Source organism: Pseudomonas sp. A-RE-19, from assembly GCF_019956555.1.
In the GTDB taxonomy this organism is placed as follows: Bacteria; Pseudomonadota; Gammaproteobacteria; order Pseudomonadales; family Pseudomonadaceae; genus Aquipseudomonas.
This window is the reverse complement of sequence record NZ_JAHBDQ010000010.1, coordinates 115,334-138,931: the sequence shown is the minus strand read 5'-3', so window position 1 is coordinate 138,931 and position 23,598 is coordinate 115,334. Positions and strand designations below refer to the sequence as shown.

The following is a 23,598-nucleotide window of genomic DNA, read 5'->3' as shown; positions in this document are numbered from 1 at the left end:
ACTGTAGGAGCGAGCGGGCGGCGATCCGACTTGCCCGCGAAGGCAATCTCAAGCCTGGACGCTAAGCCCGTACTCAGCCGCTGCATCCTGCAACCACAACCACCAGTAATCCGAGAAGCTGCGGCGGATCAGCAGTTCCCAGGTGTCTTCGGCGGTATGGCGGATCACCAGTTGCGACTTGGCAAACACGGTGCCGACAGCCTTGCCCACCGGGAAGTTGTTGGGGTGCACGTCGTAGCTGGTGGATTTCATCAGCACCTGACGCACGTTCGGGCCGCTCAGTTCGAGGATCTGCTGGCCGCCGCTGACGTTGACGATCTGGATGTGCAGGTCGCCCAGCGCCTCACGCAGCTTTTGCTCGGCGGCGAATTCTTCACCGGTCGGCACGATCAGCAACCATTCATCCGGCCCCATCCATTGCAGGCTGGTTTCGCCTTTGACGATGACGGTCAGTGCACCCGGCAATTCGATGCCAAGCGCTTTGTGCACGCCAGCGGCGAACGCCGCATCGTGGCCATCGCCACGAATGGTCAGGTGACCGAGGAGTTTTTTCTCACGCACGATCACGCCGGCGTTCTTGCGACCCTTGCCCACCAGGCTGGCGAGGTCGGCATGATGCAGCGACGACTCGGCCTTGGCCCCGGTGGTTGGGCGTTGTTGGTAAACATTGGCTGCGGTCATAAAGCACCTGTCTTGAATTCTGTTGGTTCTGGCCCTTGTGGTGGCTGTGCCGCCGCCTTCGCGAGCAAGCCCGCTCCCACATTCGACCGCGTCCCCCTGTGGGAGCGGGCTTGCTCGCGAATCAGACGACTCGGTGCAACTGCCCGTCCACAGGACCCGAGGCCATTAAACGTTCTGGCGATCACCTTTCGGATCGAAGAACACCGAAGAAACGATTTCCGCCTCGATCACGCTGCCGTCGGCCAGCGGTGCGAACACCCGCTCACCCATGCGCTTCAGCCCCCCCTTGACCACACCCATGGCAAACGAATAGCCGAGGGAGTTGTGCAGGTAGCTGGAAGTCACGTGACCGACCATGGTCATCGGGATGGTTTGCTTGGTGTTGAACACCAGTTGCGCACCTTCCGGCAGCCATTTGGTTGGATCGATCGGCTTCAGACCGACCAGCTGTTTGCGCTGATCACGCACGCAGTCTTCGCGGTTCATGCCGCGCCAGCCGATCCACGAGAACGGTTTGGTGCGACCGACACACCAGCCCATGTTCAGGTCGTCCGGAGTCATCGAGCTGTCAGTGTCCTGACCGACGATGATGAAGCCCTTCTCGGCCCGCAGTACGTGCATGGTTTCAGTGCCGTACGGAGTCAGGTTGTACTTCTTCCCGGCCTCGACGATTTTTTCGAGTACGCCCATGGCGTAGTCGGCCTGCACGTTGACTTCGTACGACAGCTCACCGGTAAACGAAATCCGGAAAATCCGCGCCGGCACGCCACCGACCAGAGCTTCTTTCCAGGTCATGAACGGGAACGCTTCATTGGCCAGATCGACGTCGGTGACTTCGCTGAGCAGCTTGCGGCTGTTCGGCCCGGACAGGGTCATGGTTGCCCAGTGATCCGTCACGGAAGTGAAGTACACCTTCAGGTCTGGCCATTCAGTCTGATGGTAAATCTCCAGCCATTGCAGCACGCGTGCAGCGCCGCCGGTGGTGGTGGTCATCACGAAGTGGTTATCGGCCAGGCATGCAGTCACGCCGTCGTCGAACACCATGCCGTCTTCTTTACACATCAGGCCGTAACGCGCCTTGCCCACATCGAGCTTGGTCCAGGCGTTGGTGTAGATGCGGTTGAGGAACTCACGCGAATCCGGGCCCTGGATGTCGATCTTGCCCAGGGTCGAAGCGTCCAGCAGGCCGACGCTGTCGCGCACGGCTTTGCATTCGCGCTTCACGGCGGCGTGCAGGTCTTCACCGTTCTTCGGGAAGTACCAAGGACGCTTCCACTGACCGACGTCTTCGAACTCGGCGCCGTTCTTCACGTGCCAATGATGCAGCGCGGTGAAACGAACCGGCTCGAAGATGTGCCCACAGTGACGACCGGCCACGGCGCCGAAGGTCACCGGCGTGTAGTTCGGACGGAACATGGTGGTGCCCATCTGCGGGATGGTCACGTTCAGCGAACGGGCGGCGATGGCCAGACCGTTGACGTTGCCGAGCTTGCCCTGATCGGTGCCGAAGCCCAGCGCGGTGTAGCGTTTGACGTGCTCGACCGACTCGAAGCCTTCGCGGGTCGCCAGTTCAATGGCGGCAGCGGTGACGTCGTTCTGCAGGTCGACGAATTGCTTCGGCGCCCGTGCGGTGGCTTTTTCGTGAGGCACCTGGAACAGCGCCAGCGTCGGCTCTTCCAGACGGCTCAGGGCTTTGGGCAATACGCCTTCGACCTTGCTGAAACCGGCTTCGCTGGCGGCGCGAGCACCGCCTTCAAAACCGTCGGCCAGCGAATCGCCGAGGCTGTAGACGCCGTTGATGCCACCGACGCACACGCGTTTTTGCGGTGCTTCGCCCGGCACAAAGCCGAGGATGTCTTCACGCCAGATCGGCTTGCCACCCAAGTGCGACGCCAGGTGAACCACCGGGCTGTAACCGCCGGAACTGGCGACCAGGTCGCAATCGAGCCACTCGCCCGGGCTGGTCACGGTGTGTGCTTTTACATCAATCGCGGCAACGCGAGCGGCGGTGACGTGCTTGCTGCCACGGGCCTCGATCACGGCGCTGCCGGTCAGGATGCGGATGCCTTTGGCGCGAGCTTCTTCCACCAGCGCACCGCGAGGGTTGCTGCGGGCATCGGCGATCGCCACCACTTGCAGACTGGCATCGAGCCAATCCAGCGCTACGCGGTAAGCGTGATCGTTGTTGGTCGACAGCACGAGCTTTTTGCCCGGTGCCACGCCGTAACGGCGAACATAAGTCGACACAGCGCCAGCGAGCATGTTGCCCGGCACGTCGTTGTTGCCGTAAACCAGTGGACGCTCGTGGCTGCCTGTCGCCAGCACCACACGCTTGGCGCGAACCCGATGGATGCGCTGACGCACCTGGCCAATCGGGGCACGGTCGCCGAGGTGATCGGTGAGGCGCTCGTGAATGGTCAGGAAGTTATGGTCGTGGTAACCGTTGACCGTGGCGCGCGGCAACAGCAGCACGTCCGGGGTGTTTTTCAGCTCGGCGATGACGCTGGCGACCCACTCGGTAGCAGGTTTGCCATCGAGGCTTTCGCGGGAATCGAGCAGGCTGCCGCCGAACTCTTCCTGCTCATCGGCCAGGATCACGCGCGCACCGCTACGGGCAGCCGCCAGTGCAGCCGCCAGACCCGCAGGGCCAGCGCCGACGATCAGCACGTCGCAGTGCTGGTTCATGTAGTCGTAGGTATCCGGATCGTTTTCGGTCGGCGAGCGGCCGAGGCCGGCGGCCTTACGAATGTACTTCTCGTAGGTCATCCAGAACGATTGCGGGTACATGAAGGTTTTGTAGTAGAAGCCCGGCGGCATCAGCTTGCCGCCGACCTTGCCGAGAATCCCCATCATGTCGTTGTTCACGCTCGGCCAGCCGTTGGTGCTGGTGGCGACCAGGCCTTGATACAGCGCTTGTTGCGTGGCGCGTACGTTCGGGATCTGCGTGGCTTCGGTCGCACCGATCTGCAGCACAGCGTTCGGCTCTTCGGCACCGGCGGCGAAGATGCCGCGCGGGCGCGAGTACTTGAAGCTGCGGCCGATGATGTCGACACCGTTGGCCAGCAAGGCAGCGGCCAGGGAATCGCCTTCAAAGCCTTTGTAGACCTGGCCGTTGAAGGTGAAGCTCAGCACTTTGTTACGGTCGATCCGTCCGCCGTTGGACAGGCGATTGATCTGGCTCATACCTTCTCTCCCAGAGCCGTGGCGGCCGCTTTCGGGCTGTCGGTCTTGTCGGTGAACTGCGGCTTGGCGCCGATCTTGTAGGTTTCGAGAATCTCGTAGGTCACGGTGTCGCGGGTGGCGTTGAAGTACTGACGGCAACCGGCGACGTGATCCCACAGTTCGTGGTGCAGACCGCGAGGGTTATCGCGGAAGAACATGTAGTCGCCCCACTCCTCGTCAGTGCAGCTGTTCGGATCCAGTGGGCGCGGGATGTGCGCCTGGCCGGATGCATGGAATTCCTCTTCGGAGCGCAGTTCGCCGCAGTGAGGACAGAAGATATGCAACATGGGGATTTCTCCTGTTAGTGGGCAACCGCAGCAGCGCCGTGTTCGTCGATCAACGCACCGTTGTGGAAACGGTCGATGGAGAAAGGTGCGGCCAGTGGGTGCATTTCACCCTTGGCCAGGCTTGCGGCAAACACGTTGCCCGAGCCAGGTGTTGCCTTGAAGCCGCCGGTACCCCAACCGCAGTTGAAGAACATGTTCGGGACCGGGGTTTTCGAAATGATCGGGCACGCATCCGGCGTGGTGTCGACGATGCCGCCCCACTGACGGTTCATGCGTACGCGGGACAACACCGGGAACATCTCGACGATGGCCTGAATGGTGTGCTCGATCACCGGGTACGAACCACGCTGGCCGTAGCCGTTGTAGCCGTCGATACCGGCGCCGATCACCAGGTCGCCCTTGTCGGACTGGCTGATGTAACCGTGTACGGCGTTGGACATGATCACGCTGTCGATAATCGGCTTGATCGGCTCGGACACCAGCGCTTGCAGCGGGTGCGATTCGATCGGCAGACGGAAACCGGCGAGTTTGGCCATGTGCCCGGAGTTACCGGCGGTGACCACGCCGACGCGCTTGGCGCCGATGAAGCCCTTGTTGGTTTCAACGCCGATGCACACGCCGTTTTCCTTGCGGAAACCGATCACTTCGGTCTGTTGAATCAGGTCCACGCCCAAGGCGTCGGCGGCACGGGCAAAGCCCCATGCCACGGCATCGTGACGGGCCACGCCGCCGCGACGCTGGACGGTGGCGCCCATCACCGGGTAGCGAGTGTTCTTCGAGCAGTCGAGGTACGGAATCTCGTCAGCCACTTGTTTGGCATCGAGCAGTTCGCCGTCCACGCCGTTGAGGCGGTTGGCGCTGACCCGACGCTCGGAATCACGGATGTCCTGCAGGGTGTGGCACAGGTTGTAGACGCCACGCTGGGAGAACATCACGTTGTAGTTCAGGTCCTGGGACAGGCCTTCCCACAATTTCATCGCGTGTTCGTACAGGTGCGCCGACTCGTCCCACAGGTAGTTGGAGCGAACGATGGTGGTGTTGCGCGCGGTGTTACCGCCGCCCAGCCAGCCTTTCTCGACCACGGCCACGTTGGTGATGCCGTGCTCCTTGGCCAGGTAGTAGGCGGTCGCCAGACCATGCCCGCCACCGCCGACGATGACCACGTCATAGACCTTTTTAGGGGTCGGCGTGCGCCACATCTTCTGCCAGTTTTCGTGATGGCTGAGGGAGTGTTTGAAGAGGCCGAAGCCCGAATAGCGTTGCATAGTCATTTACTCCAAAACCGCGCTCAGCGATAAACCGGGAAGTCCGCGCACAGGGCTGCCACTTGCTGCGCGACATTGGCCTCGACATCGGCGTCGCCGAGGTTGTCGAGGATGTCGCAGATCCAGCCGGCAAGCGTGACGCACTGGGTAACCTTGAAGCCGCGAGTGGTCACCGCCGGGGTGCCGATACGCAGGCCGGAGGTCACGAACGGCGACTGTGGATCGTTCGGGACAGCGTTCTTGTTCACAGTGATGTGGGCGCGACCGAGTGCTGCGTCCGCCTCTTTGCCGGTGAGGCCCTGACGGATCAGGCTGACCAGGAACAGGTGGTTATCGGTGCCGCCGGACACTACATCGTAGCCGCGTTTGATAAATACGCCGGCCATGGCCTGGGCGTTATCGATCACTTGTTGCTGGTAAGCCTTGAAGCCAGGCTCCAACGCTTCCTTGAAGCACACTGCCTTACCGGCGATCACGTGCATCAGCGGGCCACCCTGGGCACCCGGGAAAACCGCAGCGTTGAGCTTTTTCTCGATTTCTTCGTTGGCCTTGGCCAGGATCAGGCCGCCACGCGGACCGCGCAGGGTCTTGTGGGTGGTGGTGGTCACCACGTCGGCGTAAGGCAGCGGATTCGGGTACAGGCCAGCAGCGACTAAACCTGCGACGTGAGCCATGTCGACGAATAGCAGAGCACCGACCTTGTCGGCGATCTGACGGAAGCGTGGGAAGTCGAGGGTCTTGGAGTAGGCCGAGAACCCGGCAACGATCATTTTCGGCTTGCACTCGACCGCCAGGCGCTCGACTTCGTCGTAATCGATCAGCCCGGTTTTGGTGTCGATGCCGTACTGCACGGCGTTGTACAGTTTGCCCGAGGACGACACTTTGGCGCCGTGGGTCAGGTGACCGCCATGGGCCAGGCTCATGCCGAGGATGGTGTCGCCGGCTTGCAGCAGGGCCAGGTACACGGCGCTGTTGGCCGAGGAACCGGAGTGCGGCTGGACGTTGGCGTAATCGGCGCCGAACAGTTGCTTGGCGCGTTCGATCGCCAGCGCTTCAACTTTATCGACGTGCTCGCAGCCACCGTAGTAGCGCTTGCCCGGATAGCCTTCGGCGTATTTGTTGGTCAGGCCGCTGCCCTGCGCTTCCATCACGCGCTTGCTGGTGTAGTTCTCTGACGCGATCAGCTCGATGTGATCTTCCTGGCGTTGCTCCTCGGCATTCATCGCCGCCAGCAGTGCATCGTCGTAACCCTTGATCTGGTCTTGCTTGCTGAACATCGCGTCTCTCCCAGCGGCATCTATGCGCCATTCGTCTCGGTAAGGCACTGGCGTTTCGGCAGTGCCCTTTGGATGCGATGGTATGACCGGCGCAGACAGGTCAAATGCCTACGGACGCCACGCAAAGGTGCGTTTACGACATGAGCCGAAAAGCCTGACCGGACACAATCTTAAAATCAGAATGGATCCCTTGTGGGAGCGGGCTTGCCCGCGATGGCGGCATCACATCGAGCATGATGTCAGCTGACCCACCGCTATCGCGGGCAAGCCCGCTCCCACAGGGTTTTGCGCCCCTCTGTAGGAGCTGCCGAAGGCTGCGATCTTTTGATCCTCTAAAAGCCAAAGTCAAAAGATCGCAGCCTTCGGCAGCTCCTACAGGAGTCAGGGGTCAAGCGATGAGTGGGCGCAAGGTCAGAAGCACGAGGAAATGCGCGGGATAGAGCGTGTAAGCCCAGCGGCGCATCGGCAGTGGCCGGATGCCTTGGGCGAATCGCAATAACAGCAGCCCCAGCAATGGCGCTATCAGACAAGCGGCAATGCCGAAAATCGCCGTACGGTTGCCGAGCCGGGCGGCGTAATACAGCACTTGCCACTGATTGGCCGCCAGGCAGACCAACCCCGGCAGCAGGCTCAAATACCAGGGCCGCCTGATCACCAGCAACATCGCCAGCGGCAACAATACGCCGAAGAAACCGAACATCAATCGCTCCGCGAACAGTGCCGCCAGCAACAAGGCACCCGCCGCCAATAGTCGCGATTGAAGCCCACTCTGCTGCCAGCCACGGGCGACCAACAGCCCCAGAACCAACGTGGGCAACACATTCAAGGTGTCGTGATCAGGAATGTACATCCGGTAGGGGATTTCACTCAGAGCGCTAAACAGCAACAACCAGCCGAGGTAACGCCACTGACCGTCGGTGGTGATTGCGTGGGCTCGCGTCAGGTTCGCCGCCATCGCCAGGCAGAACCACGGGAACGCCAATCTACCCGGCACATACAGCAGATCGATGGAGAAACCGACATATCGCAGGTGATCGAGCACCATGCTCAGCAGCGCCAACCACTTGAGCAGATCCAGCGCCCCATCCCGTTGAGTCATGTGCATAATTGCCCGTCAACCGTGTATTTTTCTGACAGCAACATCCCGTGTGCCCCCCGGACGATCTTCGGTAAAGTGCGCACCATCATTGACCACGAAGCTCTTCACCATAAGAGCCTCGATTACGGAAGCCGGCCATGACCGACAAGAGCCAACAATTCGCCAGCGACAACTATTCCGGTATCTGCCCTGAAGCCTGGGCCGCCATGGAACAGGCCAACCACGGCCACCAGCGCGCTTACGGCGACGATGAATGGACCGCACGCGCGGCCGATCAATTTCGCAAGCTGTTCGAAACCGACTGCGAAGTGTTCTTCGCCTTCAATGGCACCGCCGCCAACTCGCTGGCCCTGTCGTCACTGTGCCAGAGTTACCACAGCGTGATCTGCTCGGAAACCGCCCACGTCGAAACCGACGAATGCGGCGCGCCGGAGTTTTTCTCCAACGGTTCCAAGCTGCTGATCGCCCGCACCGAAAACGGCAAGCTGACGCCGGAATCGATCCGCGAAATCGCCCTCAAGCGCCAGGATATCCACTACCCGAAACCGCGCGTCGTCACCCTGACCCAGGCCACCGAAGTCGGCAGCGTGTACACACCGGAAGAAATCCGCGCCATCAGCGTCACCTGTAAAGAACTGGGCCTGAACCTGCACATGGACGGCGCACGTTTCTCCAATGCCTGCGCGTACCTTGGCTGCTCGCCAGCCGACCTGACCTGGAAGGCGGGCGTCGACGTGTTGTGCTTCGGCGGCACGAAAAACGGCATGGCGGTGGGCGAAGCGATTCTGTTCTTCAACCACAAACTGGCCGAAGACTTCGATTACCGCTGCAAGCAGGCCGGGCAACTGGCGTCGAAAATGCGCTTCCTTTCGGCGCCGTGGGTCGGGATCCTGGAAAACGACGCCTGGCTCAAATACGCCCGCCACGCCAACCACTGCGCGCAGTTGCTGGCCGAACTGGTGAGCGATATTCCGGGCGTGGAACTGATGTTCCCGGTGCAGGCCAACGGCGTGTTCCTGCAACTGTCGGAACCGGCCATTGCCGCACTGACCGCCAAGGGCTGGCGCTTCTACACCTTCATCGGCAACGGCGGTGCACGGTTCATGTGCTCGTGGGACACCGAAGAAGAACGTGTGCGCGAATTGGCGGCAGATATTCGGGAAGTGATGAGCGCCTAATCTTTACCTGTAGGAGCTGCCGAAGGCTGCGATCTTTTGACTTGGCTTTTAGAAGATCAAAAGATCGCAGCCTTCGGCAGCTCCTACAGAGACCGCACCTTCTTGAGCAAACCTCCTAACCACCAGAGCCTTCTCCCCCCTTCTGATCATTCGCCCCGCAAGAGTTGGTCTACATTGACTGGCGAGCCGTTATCGATGCGCTCAGATAACAACAATCGGGAGCGTACGCATGTCATTGAAAGGCAAAACCCTGTTCATCACCGGCGCCAGTCGCGGGATCGGTCGTGAAATTGCGCTACGGGCAGCAAAGGACGGGGCCAACATCGTGATTGCCGCCAAAAGTGCCACCCCTCATCCCAAACTGCCCGGCACCATCTTCAGCGTGGCGGCGGAAGTCGAAGCCGCGGGCGGCAAGGCGCTGGCCTTGCAGGTGGATGTGCGTGATGAAATGGCCGTGCGCCAGGCCATGGCCGATGCCTGTGAGCATTTCGGCGGCATCGATGCGCTGATCAACAATGCCGGGGCGATCAAGCTGACCGGCGTGCAACACATCGAGCTCAAGCGCTTCGACCTGATGCATCAGATCAACACCCGCGCCGTGCTGCTGTGCAGCCAGGCCGCCCTGCCCTATCTGAAAAAAACCGCCGGCCACATCCTCAACCTGTCACCACCGCTGAACCTGGCCACCAAGTGGTTCGCCCAGTACAGCCCTTACACGGTGACCAAGTACGGCATGAGCATGCTCACCCTGGGCATGAGCGAGGAATTCGCCTCCTACGGCATCAGCGTCAACTCCCTGTGGCCACAGACGATGATCGCCACTGCGGCGATCGAGTTTCAGCTCGGCTCACGCGAATCGTTCAAGCATGCGCGCACCCCCGCGATCATGGCGGATGCCGCCCACGTTATTCTGAACAGCAGCGGTCGCAGCATGACCGGTCGGCTGCTGATTGATGAAGAGGTACTGAAAGAACACGGGGTAACGGAATTTGAGCACTATCGGTTCGCGCCTGATTCAACCGAGACGCTGATGCCGGATCTGTTTATTGACTGACACTGTCCCCGCGAAGACGTCGATCCTGTCCTACGGGCGGGATCGGCGCAGACGCTCTCAAATTGTTTCAATCGCCGTTTTTCAGAAACGGCCTACTCCAGGGACTACATAACCCGGGAAGCCCTCGTCCTAGACTGCCGAATCCTATTTCAAGCAAGGAATGGCAGCGATGGCGAATCCCGGCTACATGACGATCACCGGCAAGACACAAGGCCTGATTTCAGCGGGCTGCTCGACCCCGGAGTCGGTTGGCAACAGGTATCAGGCGGCGCACACCGATGAAATCATGGTGCTCGCCTACAGCCACAACCTGACCAACGATGGCAACCTCGGCAAGCCCACCCATTTTCCGGTCATCGTCACCAAAAATGTCGACAAATCCTCGCCGCTGCTGACCCAGGCTCTCGCAAACAGAGAAGAGCTCGACTGCACGATCAGTTTCTATCGCACATCCGCCATGGGGCTGCAGGAAAAGTACTTCACCGTCTCCCTCGACGGGGCCGTTGTCGCCAACCTGACGCAGGATGTACCCCATGTGATTCTGCAAAACGACGCCGAGCCTCAGGAGTTGCTGGCGTTGCGATATCGGGGCATCAGTTGGGTTCACCACACGGCCGGCACCACGGGTACGCCTCGTGGGGCGAAGAGGGGTGACGCTCGAGCGCCACGACCTCTGGGACGTCCAAAGCGCCGCCGCCAAACTGATAGGGCATGCCCACTCGATCAGCGCCCGCCACCTGGCGTTCGGCACGGCCCGCGTGCGTTTCAACCAGCAAGCCGCCGATTACGCCAAGCGCATCGCCGATGAAGTCAGCTCAGGCCACAAGACTCCGGAACAAGGGATACGCGCGCTGGTTCAGGAACAGCACAACCTCTTGAACCAGTCCCGATTCTTGATGTTGAAGAAGCACGGCGCGATCCCCGAAGCGGTCAAACGGACGCCGCTGTCGATGCTCGCGCTAGCCGCGCCGCAACCCGACCCGGAGCGCCTGTTGCGGGCCGTGCATGCGCAGAATCTCAAAGCCCTGAACACGAGTGTCAAAAACACCACTCACGCCCCTCGTCCAGCGTCCCGTGTTCCCGGTTTTTTCCCTCAGGAACGTTGGCCGGTGGAGGTTCCAGCACCAGAGGAGCCGGGGTTTTACATCGTGCCCAAAAGCATTTCAGCCGAGAAACTTGAGGCGCAACTATTCCCGTCTCCCAACCCGAGCGTCATCGCTAAATTCAGAACTTTGAATCCGAACCTGGATCTGGTGAAAGCCGGATCGATGATTGTCCTGAGCGACCCGGACAATCAGCAATGTACGTATGAAGAATCGCTGCTGATGCAAACCGCTCAGATCGTCAGCACAGCGCTGGAGCCGTTGACGGTGGAGGAAGCGGATTTTATGGCGCTGCACTATGGCGTTATTCAGACCGCGCTCTCGGATGAATCGAAAGTGATTGGCGTCACCACAGCCATGGCGGCCAATCATCTGGATGGCATAAAAACCATTCTGAAAGACATTGAGAACCTGCATACCAATACCCTCGAGGCAAATGGCAGCCTGAATTCAAAGAAATTCAAAAAACAGCGTGCCCGCCTGCTCAAAAATCTGGACGGCCAACTCACCAAGTTAACCAAGAAAACCATCGGCCTCCCTGATTATCCAAACCTTAAAACCGCCCTTGGCATTGATCACCCTCACCTTGTGCACCGCTGGAGAAAAGCCGGCGGCATCGGCCAGATTCCCGGTTATGCCACTCATATTCAGGCCGTCACCAAAGCATCGCAATACGTCAAATATGGCGGTTGGATTGGCACAGCTGTGGGCGGTGGAGCGTCAGCCATGAAGGTTCAGGATGTTTGCAGACATGGAAGTACCGAGGCGTGTGAAAAGGTAAAGTTCACGGAGGCTGGAAGCTTCATTGGCGGGGTGGGTGGCGGTGCCCTTGCCAGCGGTATTTTGACTTCGACCACAACTACGGCGATTTGCGTGGGCGTTGGTGTCTCGACAGCTGGCGTCGGAATTCTTCTATGCGGAATTTTTGTCGCGGGAGCTGGCTCCTTCGCTGGCGGGTACGTCGGCGAAAAATTGACTGAATACGTGGCCGAGTCTATCTACGAGAACACAAAATGAGCCTTGGTACTGCAGAAAATATTTTCATGATTGCGGGCGTTATAGTTATCGTCGGAATTTTCATCCTTCTCGGCTTCATGCTCTACATAGCAAAAACCAAGATGGATATCATCTTGAACAGCCTTCAGAACAGCCCTTTTTCCATAACCCTTATAACACTATGGCACGGAGGCCCGGGGGGGCGAATACGTATGGTTGGGGAAGTTTGCGGCATTCTGTGGAGGCCCGAATACCACATTCAAAGCGGCTTGCTAGACCCTCAAGACATTGAAAATTTCCCGCCAGAACTTAAACGCCAGTTGCTGCTGACACGTAAGCTCATGATTTATTTTGGAGCGGCAATGGTGTGCTTATGGCTAACCGCTGAACTCGGCCTAGTCTAAAATTATTTAAACCTACAGCAGACAGCATCACATGAATACAAACAACTCCGACATACCAGCAAAAAAGACCCACAAGAACAAAAAATTCAGAAATAAAAATTACGCACCTAAAGACAAAATGACACCAAAAGCACAAATTAGATTTGTGTTGATATTTAACACAATCGCATTAATTTTTATCGGGATCGCGATACGAGCTATATACAATCAAAAAATCGCCATGCCTTATCTAGGCCGACACGTACCTTGGCACGAATTTACAGGGCTAAGTTTGTTTTTCCCGGTATCTATTCTTCTTTTATTCGCGGCATGCCTGATATCACTCGCAGTGCTCACCGCAAGGTACAACATCAAATACGATTCAAGCCTGTATAGAAAGATCTGCTTTTACAGTTTTATCACAGGAGTTTTCCTGCATCAGGTATCTCTTTTTTTCGGCGTTAGCCTGAAATAACCATACATCAACCGATCTCCCACGCGGCAGATCGGCTATTTCACATGTCTCTCAAAACTCAATCCGTACATCCCCCTTCGGCACACTGCAGCACGACAGGATGTAACCCTCGGCTTCGTCTTCCTCGGTAATCCCGCCGTTGTGGTCCATTTCGACCTCGCCCCCCAGCTTCATCACCTTGCACGTCCCGCAGATCCCCATCCCGCAAGCTTTCGGAATCAGCAGGCCAAGCTTGGCTGCCGCCGCATGCACAGTTTCACCCGGTGCCACGCGAATGCTTTTGCCGGAGGCGGTGAATTCCACTTGATGCAGATCCGCTGCATCGACTTCCGGTGCGTCCGCTGCGATTTCGGCTTGCTCCACCGCATCGGCACGGGCTTCCGGCGGCGTCGCGCCGAAGGATTCCTCGTGATAACGCGACATGTCGAAACCCGCCGTCTCGAGCATGCGCTTGACCGCGTTCATGTACGGGGTCGGGCCGCAGCAGAAGACTTCACGCTCAAGGAAGTCCGGCGCCATCAGTTCGAGCATCTTGTGGTTCAGGTAACCGCGATAACCGGCCCACGGCTCGCCCAGGCCATGCTTCTCGCAGATCAGGTGCAGGCTGAAGTTGTCGATCCGCGACGCCATGTGTTCCAGCTCGCGGTGATAAATGATGTCTTTGGGCGAACGGGCGCTGTGGATAAACACCATGTCGACGTTGCCGTTGGTGTCGTAGAACCAGCGTGCCATGGACATGACCGGGGTGATGCCGACACCGCCGCTGAGGTAGAGCACTTTCGGCGCGGTGAAGTCCATGGCGTTGAACAGCCCGACCGGCCCGTGCACCGCCAGCTCCTGGCCTTCATGTAGAGTGTCGTGCAGCCAGTTGGAGACCTTGCCCCCCGGCACGCGCTTGATGGTCACCGAAAAGCTGTACGGCACCGACGGCGAACTGGAAATGGTGTAGGAGCGCATGATCGGCACGCCGTCGATTTCCAGCTCCAGGGTGACGAACTGCCCGGGCTTGAAGAAGAACAGGATCGGCTGGTCGGCCATAAAGCAGAAGGTGCGCACATCCCAGGTTTCCTGGATGACTTTGACGCAACGGACTATGTGTCGACCATTGGCCCAGGTCTGGGTGGTTACCGGGTTCAGGAAGCTGTTGGACATGCTGATCTCCACGGCCGACTACCGGCCTTCATGTTGGCGATTCTGCGTATAGCGCAGCCCCTCCATTTACCTATCTGCGACATTCACATACTTATCGCGACCAGCCCCCAATTACCGGGGGTTGCGCGTCGGGAACAGATTGGGCCATGTCGCCCATGGATAAGGTTCTGGCGAGCGCCGGCCCCACACTCGCCCCATACCAAGACACAATCTTTACACCTTGCGTAGCAAACCTGATCAGCCACTTTCGCGGCCACGCAGATGGCCTTGAGGAAACACACGATGGACGTCACCACTACACTGAGCCTGGGCGATCCACTGGAACCCGCACGCAAGGCCACCGCGCAGATGCTGCAAGAACGCGAGCGCACTTTCTCGCTGCCGCAGCCGTTTTACTCTGACGAGCGGCTGTTTGATATCGATATGCAGGAGATCTTCCAGAAAGAGTGGTTGATCGCCGGCATGACCTGCGAAATCCCGACCAAGGGCAACTACCTGACCCTGCAAGTCGGCAAGAACCCGATCATCGTGATTCGCGGCGCCGACGGCGTGGTGCATGCATTCCACAACGTCTGCCGCCACCGTGGTTCACGGCTGTGCACCAGTGAAAAAGGCAAAGTCGCCAAACTGGTCTGCCACTACCACCAGTGGACGTATGAGCTGGACGGTCGCCTGCTGTTCGCCGGCACCGAAATGGGCGCCGACTTCGACATGAAGCAATACGGCCTCAAGCCAGTGAACGTGAAGACCGCTGGCGGTTACATCTTCATCAGCCTGTCGGAGAACCCGCCGGCCATCGATGACTTCCTGTCGACGCTCAACCATTACATGGAACCGTACGACATGGAGAACACCAAGGTGGCGGTGCAAACCACCTTGATGGAGAAAGCCAACTGGAAACTGGTGCTGGAAAACAACCGCGAGTGCTACCACTGCAACGCGTCGCACCCGGAACTGCTGAAAACCCTGCTGGAATGGGACGACGTCACCGACCCGCGTGCCGACCAGGCCTTCAAGGACCACGTCGCTGCTTCGGCCGCTGCCTGGGAAGCCGAGAAGATTCCTTACGCCCACGCCAGTTTCGGCCTGCGTAACCGCATCGTGCGCATGCCGCTGCTCAAGGGCACTGTGTCGATGACCATGGACGGCAAACAGGGCTGCGCCAAACTCATGGGCCGCATCAAGAACCCGGACCTGGGCTCGATGCGCATCCTGCACCTGCCGCACTCGTGGAACCACTGCATGGGCGACCACATCATCGTGTTCACCGTGTGGCCGATCAGTGCTCAGGAAACCATGGTCACCACCAAGTGGATCGTCCACAAGGACGCGGTCGAAGGCGTGGACTACGACGTGGAGCGCATGCGCCAGGTCTGGGATGCGACCAACGACCAGGACCGTCGCCTGGCCGAAGAAAACCAGCGCGGAATCAACTCCACCGCGTACCAGCCAGGGCCTTACTCCAAGACCTATGAGTTTGGTGTGGTGAACTTCGTGGATTGGTACAGCGAGCGCCTGCTGAACAACCTTGGGGCCGAGCCTGCGCCGTACCTCAAAGGGGTTCCGGTTCAAGGCTAAGAACAAAAACATCGCGAGCAGGCTCGCTCCCACACTGGATCTATGTGCAATGAAGATCCCTTGTGGGAGCGAGCCTGCTCGCGATGACGGCCTACCCGTCACCACAAATCAATGGGCTGATGAAGACCACCGCACCGACCCATCCTCGCCAATAAACGTCTCTTCGATGTTCTCCCCCACCAGCCGCACCTTCACATAACCGTTCAATACCCGATCCGGGTACGCCTCATCCCGCGCATTTTGCGTTTCCGACCACAGCACCCCCGCATGTCCGTTCAGTTCACTGGCATTGCCGTAGGGAATCGCCCCATGCCCGGCGCAACGCGCATGCAAGCCGCCTTGCGCGGCGTAGCAGATGCCATTGTGCAAATGCCCCCAATACCAGTAATCCGGCTCGCGCCCCAAGGCATCGCACACCGGCTTATACAGTGCCGTCTTGTTGTGCCCGGAAATATCGAAGCCCTGGTGATGACTGAGCACCATGATTTTCTTGCGCTGGGGCAGGTCTTTCATCCAGTCGATCTGCGCCTTGTTCAGCGCACCGTCCATGTACAGGTTGATCGCTTCCGAGGCGTAAGCCGTGTCGAGGCCGATCACCAGCCAGTCATCGTTGTACAACGCAAAATAACTGGTGCCCTGCTGCGTCGGGAAACGCTTGGCCAGTTCCTTGAAATAGCCATGGGCGCCGCTGTACATCTCGTGGTTGGAGTTGAGGGTGAACGAGCCGTGCTTGCCCATGGGCCAGCCGACCATGTCGACGTCTTCCTGGGAGCGGGTGCCGGCGTAATACACATCCCCCAGGTGAATGGTGAAGTCGGCCTCGGCCAGTTGCATCTGGTTGGCCACCGACACCGCCGGGGCATGGCTGTCGAACGGCCCCGTGCCCCAGTCGCCGGCAATGGCCAGGGTCACGTCACTGTCCATGCGCATCAGCGCCGGGTTGGTGGCGAATGGCGCGTGATGCCGCAGGTTCTCGATCCACTTGAGCAGCGCCTCGCTCCACAACAGATCCAGCAGCTCCCATTTGCGACAACCGAGCAGGCTGCCGTCCTTGAGCACTCGGGTTTGCAGTTCATCTGCCGATTGCGGCAAGGGGCTGGCGTTGCCGATGTGCAGGATCGACAGGCCGTGGGACAACTCCCACGGCACACTCGGTTGATCGTCTGGCATATCGCCGTGCTTGAGCACGTATTGCGCCTGATCGTGCCCCCGTTGCAACAGCGCGACGATGGCTTCGAACTCCTCCGGCTCAAGCTCGCTGACGAGCTTTTTCCAGGCCATTTCCAGGCGGGTGAACAGGCCGTGCACGCGTAGCTTGACCTTGTCGTACTCGTGTTCCAAATGGCTGACTAATGACATGTCGCTTTCCTCCATCCGTAGTGGAATCACAGGGTTTTCATGAACTCGATGAGCGCCCGCTTATCGAGTTCCGACAACTGCGTGCCGTACAGGTGGCCGCCGTTGTGGTTGCCCTCCAGACGGGTGTCGTATTTGAAGTCCGCCGAGGCCTTCATCTGCTCGCCACTGGTGACGAAGCCGACCTTGTCCTGGTCGTACACATCGGAGCCGGTGAAGAACACCTGCGGCCTCTTTTCCGGTGGTTGCAGCAAATCCCACAGGGTCGGCACCGAACCGTTGTGCAAGTACGGCGCGCGCAGCCAGACGCCGTCGGTCGGTGTGTTGCTGTAGCTCTGGGTCTTGCGGTAGGCGCCAAAGTCGAACGGCGATTTCTTGAAGCCATGGAAAGCCGTCACCAAACCGGTGGTGAACGAGTTAAGCCGATGGGGATCGGTGCCCAGTTCATCAATGTTAGTGGTGACCTGACCGGTGTCGGTGCGGCCGAAATCATGGCAACCGGCGCAGTTGTGCTCCCAGACGGGCTTGCCCCGGGCGACTTTGGCCTGATCCAGCGCGAATGGCCAGGCTGGCGCCTTGTGGCCCAGCAGCCAGTTGGTCACCCGATTGAAACTGGCCGGCAGCACCGACTCCGGCGTCGCGCCCACGGCCATGGCCGCCGCGTAGTTGCGCTCATGGATGTCGTTGTTGTTGCCGTCCCAGTGCAGGTACAGCGACTCTCGGGGTTTCTGGTTCCAGACTTGCGGCAAGTCGACGGTGCCGATGGTCGAGTCATCCGGGAAACCGAACACCACCATTTTCGTCGGGTTGAAGGTGTCGGTGCGCCCCGGCCCTTGCGGGGCGCGCAGTTGCTGCCAGGCATAGGCCTGCTTCTGCTTGATCAGCGCACTGGTGGCCATCGGGATGATCAGATAACGGTTGTACAACCGCTCGAAAAACCCGAGCTGGAACTTGCTGTTGATCGCGGTCATCACCGCGTCGGTGGTGAATCTCGGGTCGCTGGCGCAATCGTAGGCGAACCACTGAAAGGCCTGCAGTTGCAGGGTATTGGCCGGCGCGGTGGCTACCGGGATGGCGACATCGCTGGCATTGGCCCGGTAGGAACCGGTGTGGCACAGGGCGCAATTGGGCTCCACGGTCGGGTAGCCGATCTGCCGCTTGGCCATGCCGATCGGCAGGTCCTTGCCGTTCTCGTAGAGGAAACCGAACACTTCGTAACCGCCGGGCTTTGGCAGTTTATCCGGGCACATCTGCGGCAATACGGCGAACAGGTAATAGGGAATCCGCGCTTCGATGCCCAGGCCGATGGCGGCGTATTTGTAATGGTCCTCATCGGAGGCGAATTGCTCGGCCGGCACCACCCGCAGCATCTGGTACCAGGTTTCATAGCCGATAAACCCCAGCGCCAGCACCACGACCAGCGTAGCGACCTTGAAGCTGTGCCGCTGCCAGCGTCGCGCCCAGGCTGCGCGCCACTCACGCCAGCCGTCGCCAAGCAACGCCAAGGGCCGATTGGCCGGAGCGCTGCCCAGGAACAGCAGAATCCCGAGGATCAGGAACATACTCAGATCGCCCACCAGCATGGGCACGAACACCTGGGCCTGGTTGCTGGTGTTGATCAGGTAGATCCAGAACGCCACGGCGACCAGTCGCGACAACACGCACAGCCACGAATGCACGACGTATCTTGGTGCGTTGAAGCCTGATGGCATGTAGAACAGGCTGATCCCCACCAGCAGCATGCCGGCGTTTTCCAGCCACGGATCGGAGAGTTGCGGTGGCATCCCGAGCATCGAGGTCAGCAATGCCGGCGCGAACAGCGCCGGAATCGCGAAGACCATGTTCATTACAATGCCTAGCCAGATGAAGCGTTGAAACCAGCGGATGTAACTGTCCATGGCATCCCTTTCCTTGTGCGTGACCCGCGAGGTGTAGCGCCTGGTAGATCGCCTTCGCGGGCAAGCCTCGCTCCTACAAAAGCAGCGCGAAACCTGTAGGAGCGAGGCTTGCCCGCGAAGAAGCCGCCTCGGTCTAACGACTAGCCGAGGGCCGTTTTCTCCAGGTGTTGCAGGATGATCGGGTACACATCGACCACCGCATTCTTGCCAAACATGCAGTCGATATGCCCGTAACCCGGCACCACATGCCGGCTGTAGCGCTCCGGTCCATGGACTTTGCACACGCGCTCATACGTCTTGAGCGTGCTTTCCGGCAGGTAGCATTGGTTGTCTTCGCCGCTGATGAAGCAGATCGGCATGGTCAGTCGGTCGAAGTGCGGCATGTAGACGTCCTGGCCCTTGAAGTCCACCAGATGGCCTTTGCGCAGGATCAGCGCCAAGTGCTCGAAAGTCTGCATGTTCGATTCGCCGAACAGCTCATGCAGGTTGTCATGCAGGGTCTCGTTGAGTGTGTCGTGGCGGTACAGCGACGCGTACATGAAGGTGATGCGATGGCACACCGGGTTGGTGCAATAGCCCTGGGCTTCGATGCGGGCATACCCGTTGAGGGCCTTGTCGTAGAGTTTGTTGAACCAGCTCTCCTTGTTGTCGGCATACGCGGTGAGGGATTTGATGCCGATGGCGTCGAGCATCCCCGGCAAATGCAGACCGGCCTTGAGCCCCGTTGCCGTGGCGACCACCGTATCCGCGGCAATCTGCGAACAGACCACCGAACGCACGCCCTGCAAGCCGGCCAGCAGCGACATAAAGAACGTCGTAGCGCCGTAGCAATGCACCACGCACTGCACGTCTGCGGCCTTGGTTACTTGCTGGATCTGCGCGATGGCGGCCTTGAAGTCGTATTTGGCGATCTGGTCGCCGTTCCATTCCTTCTTGCTCGCGGGCAGCAGAATGCTCACCCGCAAATCCAGCAGCCAGACGTCATACTTGTTCTTGCACAGGTACTCCAGCAGGTTGGTCTGGATGGTGTCGGTGGAGAAAATATTCGAGCCCACGCCCAAGCCATGCACCAACATCACCGGCCCTTTGCTGCCGCCCTGATAGCGGGTCAGGCGTAGCTGGACGTTGTCTTCGGTCTGGAAGAAATGCACGCTCGGGGTCGGCGCATCCAGTGGGCGTTTCTGCCGGGGCGGTGCATCGGGATTGAAGTAAATGTCGCCGGCGAACACGCCGCCATAGCTCTCCCACAAGATGCCGGCGAAGAACTTGCCGAACCGCGCCAGCCCTTCGACCCGCTCGCGTTCGTTGCGCGCGTTGAGCACCTTCATGGTGGTCATCTGCTTGGCGAAATCGGCCGGATGAATGTGCATCACCCCAGAGCCAATCACCTCACCGGTCTTGTCCGGCCCGCGATACAGCGTCACGTAAAGCGTGCTGGTGTCGTGCCAGACGTTCAGCACACCGTTGTCTTCGGGCACGGTCTTGAACGCGCTGAAGTAATAATCGCTGCCGTCCTCGGCGGTCAGTTTCATGTCGTAATTCATGTGCCGCACGCCGACCTGTTCCTGATACTCCTCGAACAGGTTGAACACGCCATTGCTGGCAGTCAGCGGTTCTGGCGACAGGCCCGGCGCATCGAGGGTGCCAACCAGCGTCGCGGCGTGCTCAGGCTCCTTGATCATGCGGTTGAGGTCGTTGGCGGTGATGGTCAGGGTGAACTCGATCGGCGAGTTCTCGGACTCGCCACGTTTGGCCGCCGCCTCGTAGAGCTTGAGGTCAGTGCCTTGAGGCTGGGTGAAGTCTTTGGAGAAATAGCCCTTCATGGTTTCGGTGAACTGCACGCCGAGGGTCGGCGGCGCTACCTGTTTGCGCGGTGCCGAGGGCAGCGTGTAATCGATGTGCCAACCGCGATCGGCGGCCAGCAGGCCCATGTTGCGCTCGCTCACGGCGGAGATGGTCAGCAGCGGATTGACCGCCAGGGAGGTCGGAATCACCGCGCCGTCGGTCACGTACAACCCGGCATAGACATCGGTGCCACTGACGCCGCTGAACACCTGGCCCTTGTGGTTGACCACGCCCTGCACCGCGTCCTCACCCATCACGCAACCGCCCAACGGGTGAACGGAAACGATGCTGTGTTTGAGCAGCTTGGTCCAGATCGGGTTCTCGACCCAGATCCCGCCCAGGGCTTTGGTGCTCTGGTGCAGGCGTTCGTTACCGAGTTTGACGTTTTCCTGCTCGCCAACGCCCGGCCAGTCGATACGCAGCTGATCCTTGCTGTCGAGCACCATGCGCCCCTTGCCATCGTCGTGGCTCATGATCAGATAGGTCTGCATGTTGTGCAGCGCGCCGTGATACGGCCCGCGCAGGAAGCTGTCGGCTTCGCGCTCCGCGTACTTGAGCTTGCCGGTGAAACTGTCATCGGTAGGCTTGCCGATCAACCCGGCGAACGCGGCCATGCTCGGCACCATCGGCCGGCCGAGCGCGCCGGGGATCGAGCCTTCTTCGATGACCATGCGGCTGCGCCAGTCGCCTTCGGTGCGCATATCGATGATCGAGGTGATGCACGGGCCTACCGGTTTCATCTCCTTGGCAGGATGGGCACCGAAACCGATGCCGTTGATCGTTTCATCGCAGTTGTGGCCGAAACCGAGGATGTCGCCGTTGCCGCTCATGTTTTCGCCGAGCTGATTGGACGTCGCCAGACCTTTGTCCCTGGATCGCAGGAGGATTTCGGTGGAGCCCAGGGTGCCCGCCGAAACCACGACGATGTCAGCCTTGACGAACAGCGTCGGCGCCGAAAACTTCTCACGCCCGCTGTCCAGGTATTGGAAATGCACGATCCAGCCGTCGCCATCGCGCTCCAGGTGCCGCACCTCGGCCTGGCAGAAAATCTCTGCGCCATGGTTCCAGGCATCCGGCAGGTAATTCATCAGCGTGGTGTTCTTGGCCTTGTTGTTACAGCCCGACACGCAGTCGCCGCAGTGGTTGCACGGTAGCTGCTCGACGCCGACATGGTTGAGGTTGTTCGGCAGTTTGTCGAACGTCACGTTGATCGGCGGCTTGTAGAAATGCGCACCCTGCTTCAGGTAATCAGCGGACTTTTTGTTGGCGTCCAGCTTGGGCAGGTTCGGTGCGGTAATCGGGTATGGATTGGGCTTGAGCATTTCCCGCGCCCGGGCGTAACCGTCCTTGAGCAAGGTGTCGCGATGCTCGCGCACCGCCAGTGGCCAGCGCGGATCGTCGAACACGCCGGGCTCCGGTTCCAGCGCAACGTTGGCGTTGATCAGTGACGTACCGCCCAGGCCGCAACCGACCACCACGTTCTGCTGGGCGTTGACGTGCAAGTCGAACAACCCGGTACGCGAACCGATGTGCCCGTCCGGGTCATGAACTTGCAGTTCCTCAGTGGCCGCCAACATCGTATTGGGGTATTCGCCGGGCTGGATTTCCCGGCCTCGCTCCAGCAGGCACACCCGCTTGCCGGCCCGGGACAGGCGCGACGCCGCGATCCCGCCACCGTAACCGGAGCCGATAACGATCACGTCGTAATGTTCCTTGATGTCACTGATGGGCGTGGCGATCCGTGTCATGGGTCATTTCCTCTCAGGCAGATGGGCAACTCTGTGGTTGCCTGCAATCGATAGAGAACGAACGCCTGGTCACCGGGCACGGTCAGGCCTCAATGGCAGCGGCGTTATGGCATGGGATAAAGGTCGCTATAGGCGAGCACGCTGATTAGCGGCGCGACGATGGATCCGTTTACGCAGCAAGGTGGCGGGTGTCGGTACACAGGTTATGCAGGGGCTGGGTTGCGAATGTGGCTGCGAGCGATGTGGCTGGCTATCCATCACGCGTTCTCCCTGAACCAGATGTGGATAAGTGACGGTTGTCCTTGTGCCATGAGAGTGAAGACAGGTGAAAGATCGAAGTCAAGGAAGTGCCTTAGAACTGTATGAAATCTGATCTATCGCGTTCCAGCCTATGCGGGCCGTGGCTTTCCGGGTTTAGCGAACAAGTTATCCACATCTCCATCCCCAGCTAATGGGGACAACTGTGGATGACGGGCCAGTTTTCTTCACAAAAACCGAAGAAAAACCGTGACTTATCCCGAAGCAGGGTTTTAGCCAGGCATTGACTGTTTTTTGATCATAACCCTGAAGAGCACGTTTTATATGGCGTACAGAGGATGACGAACACCTTATCCACAGAAGCGCCAACAGACTTTGGGGGCAACTTTGCAGGTTCTGTGGAAAACCGCTCAAAGCCGCGAGAATTCAGGGTTTTCGGGAGGATTAGTGAAGGGAAAGGCTGAATTGAACATTATTTGATCAACTCAATGAAAGGCACGGTTTATATGGGCTGCAGCTGACAGCGAACATCTTATCCACAGAAGCGCCAACAGAGATTGGGGGCAAGTATGGGCCCGCGAGCAAAGTTACTCTGTGGAAAAAGCTCGAAAAAACCGTGGGTTAGGCTGGTTGTTTTTTGTACGAAGGGCTGGAGGGCTTGATAGGCATGGGGTGTAGCGAGGGGCGAACATGTTATCCACAGAAGCGCTAACAGGGATTGTGGGTAACCCGATGTCCACCCG

At 59.4% G+C, this 23,598-nt stretch carries 15 protein-coding genes and 1 pseudogene; 6 read left to right on the top strand and 10 right to left on the bottom strand.

What is annotated here, in order from left to right; all coding sequences use genetic code 11:
• Window positions 1-48 precede the first annotated feature (48 nt).
• The 6 genes from KGB14_RS07995 to KGB14_RS07970 all read right to left on the bottom strand — a co-directional run bounded on the left by KGB14_RS07995 (window position 49) and on the right by KGB14_RS07970 (window position 7,837).
• The gene (locus tag KGB14_RS07995; protein WP_223485491.1) at window positions 49-681 is read right to left on the bottom strand and encodes a sarcosine oxidase subunit gamma; all 633 of its coding nucleotides are present in this window, start codon (window positions 679-681) and stop codon (window positions 49-51) included.
• A 165-nt stretch (window positions 682-846) separates the two neighbouring features.
• Complete coding sequence (locus tag KGB14_RS07990) at window positions 847-3,864, bottom strand: sarcosine oxidase subunit alpha (RefSeq protein ID WP_223485489.1); 3,018 nt, start codon at window positions 3,862-3,864, stop codon at window positions 847-849.
• On the bottom strand, window positions 3,861-4,190 hold the full coding sequence (locus tag KGB14_RS07985) for a sarcosine oxidase subunit delta (protein ID WP_033053963.1): 330 nt from the start codon (window positions 4,188-4,190) through the stop codon (window positions 3,861-3,863). The genes KGB14_RS07990 and KGB14_RS07985 overlap by 4 nt, the downstream gene beginning before the upstream one ends.
• A 14-nt stretch (window positions 4,191-4,204) precedes the next feature.
• Window positions 4,205-5,455 (bottom strand): sarcosine oxidase subunit beta, encoded by a 1,251-nt coding sequence (locus tag KGB14_RS07980; protein WP_007947735.1) that lies wholly within the window; start codon window positions 5,453-5,455, stop codon window positions 4,205-4,207.
• Between the two features lie 23 nt (window positions 5,456-5,478).
• A complete protein-coding gene (gene glyA, locus KGB14_RS07975; protein WP_223485487.1) occupies window positions 5,479-6,732 on the bottom strand; it encodes a serine hydroxymethyltransferase in 1,254 nt (417 codons plus the stop codon).
• A 388-nt stretch (window positions 6,733-7,120) separates the two neighbouring features.
• The gene (locus KGB14_RS07970) at window positions 7,121-7,837 is read right to left on the bottom strand and encodes a TraX family protein (RefSeq protein ID WP_223485485.1); all 717 of its coding nucleotides are present in this window, start codon (window positions 7,835-7,837) and stop codon (window positions 7,121-7,123) included.
• Between the two features lie 131 nt (window positions 7,838-7,968).
• On the opposite strand from KGB14_RS07970, the gene KGB14_RS07965 reads away from it, so the two are divergent.
• The 5 genes and pseudogenes from KGB14_RS07965 to KGB14_RS07945 all read left to right on the top strand — a co-directional run bounded on the left by KGB14_RS07965 (window position 7,969) and on the right by KGB14_RS07945 (window position 12,566).
• Entirely contained in the window at window positions 7,969-9,009 is a 1,041-nt protein-coding gene (locus tag KGB14_RS07965) for a low specificity L-threonine aldolase (RefSeq protein WP_223485483.1), read from the top strand.
• A 229-nt stretch (window positions 9,010-9,238) separates the two neighbouring features.
• On the top strand, window positions 9,239-10,063 hold the full coding sequence (locus KGB14_RS07960) for an SDR family oxidoreductase (protein WP_223485481.1): 825 nt from the start codon (window positions 9,239-9,241) through the stop codon (window positions 10,061-10,063).
• Between the two features lie 169 nt (window positions 10,064-10,232).
• A pseudogene (locus KGB14_RS07955) lies at window positions 10,233-10,717 on the top strand (Hcp family type VI secretion system effector).
• A gap of 104 nt (window positions 10,718-10,821) precedes the next feature.
• Window positions 10,822-12,183: a hypothetical protein gene (locus tag KGB14_RS07950; protein ID WP_223485478.1), complete on the top strand. Its 1,362-nt coding sequence runs from the start codon at window positions 10,822-10,824 to the stop codon at window positions 12,181-12,183.
• Entirely contained in the window at window positions 12,180-12,566 is a 387-nt protein-coding gene (locus KGB14_RS07945) for a hypothetical protein (RefSeq protein WP_223485476.1), read from the top strand. Before KGB14_RS07950 ends, KGB14_RS07945 begins: the two co-directional genes overlap by 4 nt.
• Before the next feature lie 505 nt (window positions 12,567-13,071).
• Here KGB14_RS07945 and gbcB read toward each other — a convergent pair.
• Complete coding sequence (gene gbcB / locus KGB14_RS07940; protein ID WP_223485474.1) at window positions 13,072-14,172, bottom strand: glycine-betaine demethylase subunit GbcB; 1,101 nt, start codon at window positions 14,170-14,172, stop codon at window positions 13,072-13,074.
• Between the two features lie 282 nt (window positions 14,173-14,454).
• Here gbcB and gbcA point away from each other — a divergent pair, with 282 nt between their 5' ends.
• Entirely contained in the window at window positions 14,455-15,750 is a 1,296-nt protein-coding gene (gene gbcA, locus KGB14_RS07935) for a glycine-betaine demethylase subunit GbcA (protein WP_223485472.1), read from the top strand.
• 108 nt (window positions 15,751-15,858) lie between these two features.
• Here gbcA and KGB14_RS07930 read toward each other — a convergent pair whose 3' ends face one another.
• From KGB14_RS07930 to KGB14_RS07920, 3 genes are all read right to left on the bottom strand, one after another.
• Window positions 15,859-17,109, bottom strand: a complete 1,251-nt coding sequence (locus KGB14_RS07930) for a metallophosphoesterase family protein (protein WP_223485470.1) — start codon at window positions 17,107-17,109, stop codon at window positions 15,859-15,861.
• A gap of 26 nt (window positions 17,110-17,135) precedes the next feature.
• The gene (locus tag KGB14_RS07925) at window positions 17,136-19,004 is read right to left on the bottom strand and encodes a hypothetical protein (protein WP_223485468.1); all 1,869 of its coding nucleotides are present in this window, start codon (window positions 19,002-19,004) and stop codon (window positions 17,136-17,138) included.
• A gap of 140 nt (window positions 19,005-19,144) precedes the next feature.
• Window positions 19,145-22,597, bottom strand: a complete 3,453-nt coding sequence (locus tag KGB14_RS07920) for a GMC family oxidoreductase N-terminal domain-containing protein (RefSeq protein ID WP_223485466.1) — start codon at window positions 22,595-22,597, stop codon at window positions 19,145-19,147.
• Between the last annotated feature and the right edge of the window lie 1,001 nt (window positions 22,598-23,598).

What these genes read in the sequence shown, in the direction of transcription:
- KGB14_RS07995 (WP_223485491.1), bottom strand. Translation starts at nt 681, where the DNA reads ATGACCGCAGCCAATGTTTACCAACAACGCCCAACCACCGGGGCCAAG.
- KGB14_RS07930 (WP_223485470.1), bottom strand. Translation starts at nt 17,109, where the DNA reads ATGTCATTAGTCAGCCATTTGGAACACGAGTACGACAAGGTCAAGCTA.
- KGB14_RS07980 (WP_007947735.1), bottom strand. Translation starts at nt 5,455, where the DNA reads ATGCAACGCTATTCGGGCTTCGGCCTCTTCAAACACTCCCTCAGCCAT.
- KGB14_RS07970 (WP_223485485.1), bottom strand. Translation starts at nt 7,837, where the DNA reads ATGCACATGACTCAACGGGATGGGGCGCTGGATCTGCTCAAGTGGTTG.
- KGB14_RS07945 (WP_223485476.1), top strand. Translation starts at nt 12,180, where the DNA reads ATGAGCCTTGGTACTGCAGAAAATATTTTCATGATTGCGGGCGTTATA.
- KGB14_RS07985 (WP_033053963.1), bottom strand. Translation starts at nt 4,190, where the DNA reads ATGTTGCATATCTTCTGTCCTCACTGCGGCGAACTGCGCTCCGAAGAG.
- KGB14_RS07990 (WP_223485489.1), bottom strand. Translation starts at nt 3,864, where the DNA reads ATGAGCCAGATCAATCGCCTGTCCAACGGCGGACGGATCGACCGTAAC.
- KGB14_RS07920 (WP_223485466.1), bottom strand. Translation starts at nt 22,597, where the DNA reads ATGACACGGATCGCCACGCCCATCAGTGACATCAAGGAACATTACGAC.
- glyA (WP_223485487.1), bottom strand. Translation starts at nt 6,732, where the DNA reads ATGTTCAGCAAGCAAGACCAGATCAAGGGTTACGACGATGCACTGCTG.
- KGB14_RS07960 (WP_223485481.1), top strand. Translation starts at nt 9,239, where the DNA reads ATGTCATTGAAAGGCAAAACCCTGTTCATCACCGGCGCCAGTCGCGGG.
- KGB14_RS07965 (WP_223485483.1), top strand. Translation starts at nt 7,969, where the DNA reads ATGACCGACAAGAGCCAACAATTCGCCAGCGACAACTATTCCGGTATC.
- gbcA (WP_223485472.1), top strand. Translation starts at nt 14,455, where the DNA reads ATGGACGTCACCACTACACTGAGCCTGGGCGATCCACTGGAACCCGCA.
- gbcB (WP_223485474.1), bottom strand. Translation starts at nt 14,172, where the DNA reads ATGTCCAACAGCTTCCTGAACCCGGTAACCACCCAGACCTGGGCCAAT.
- KGB14_RS07925 (WP_223485468.1), bottom strand. Translation starts at nt 19,004, where the DNA reads ATGGACAGTTACATCCGCTGGTTTCAACGCTTCATCTGGCTAGGCATT.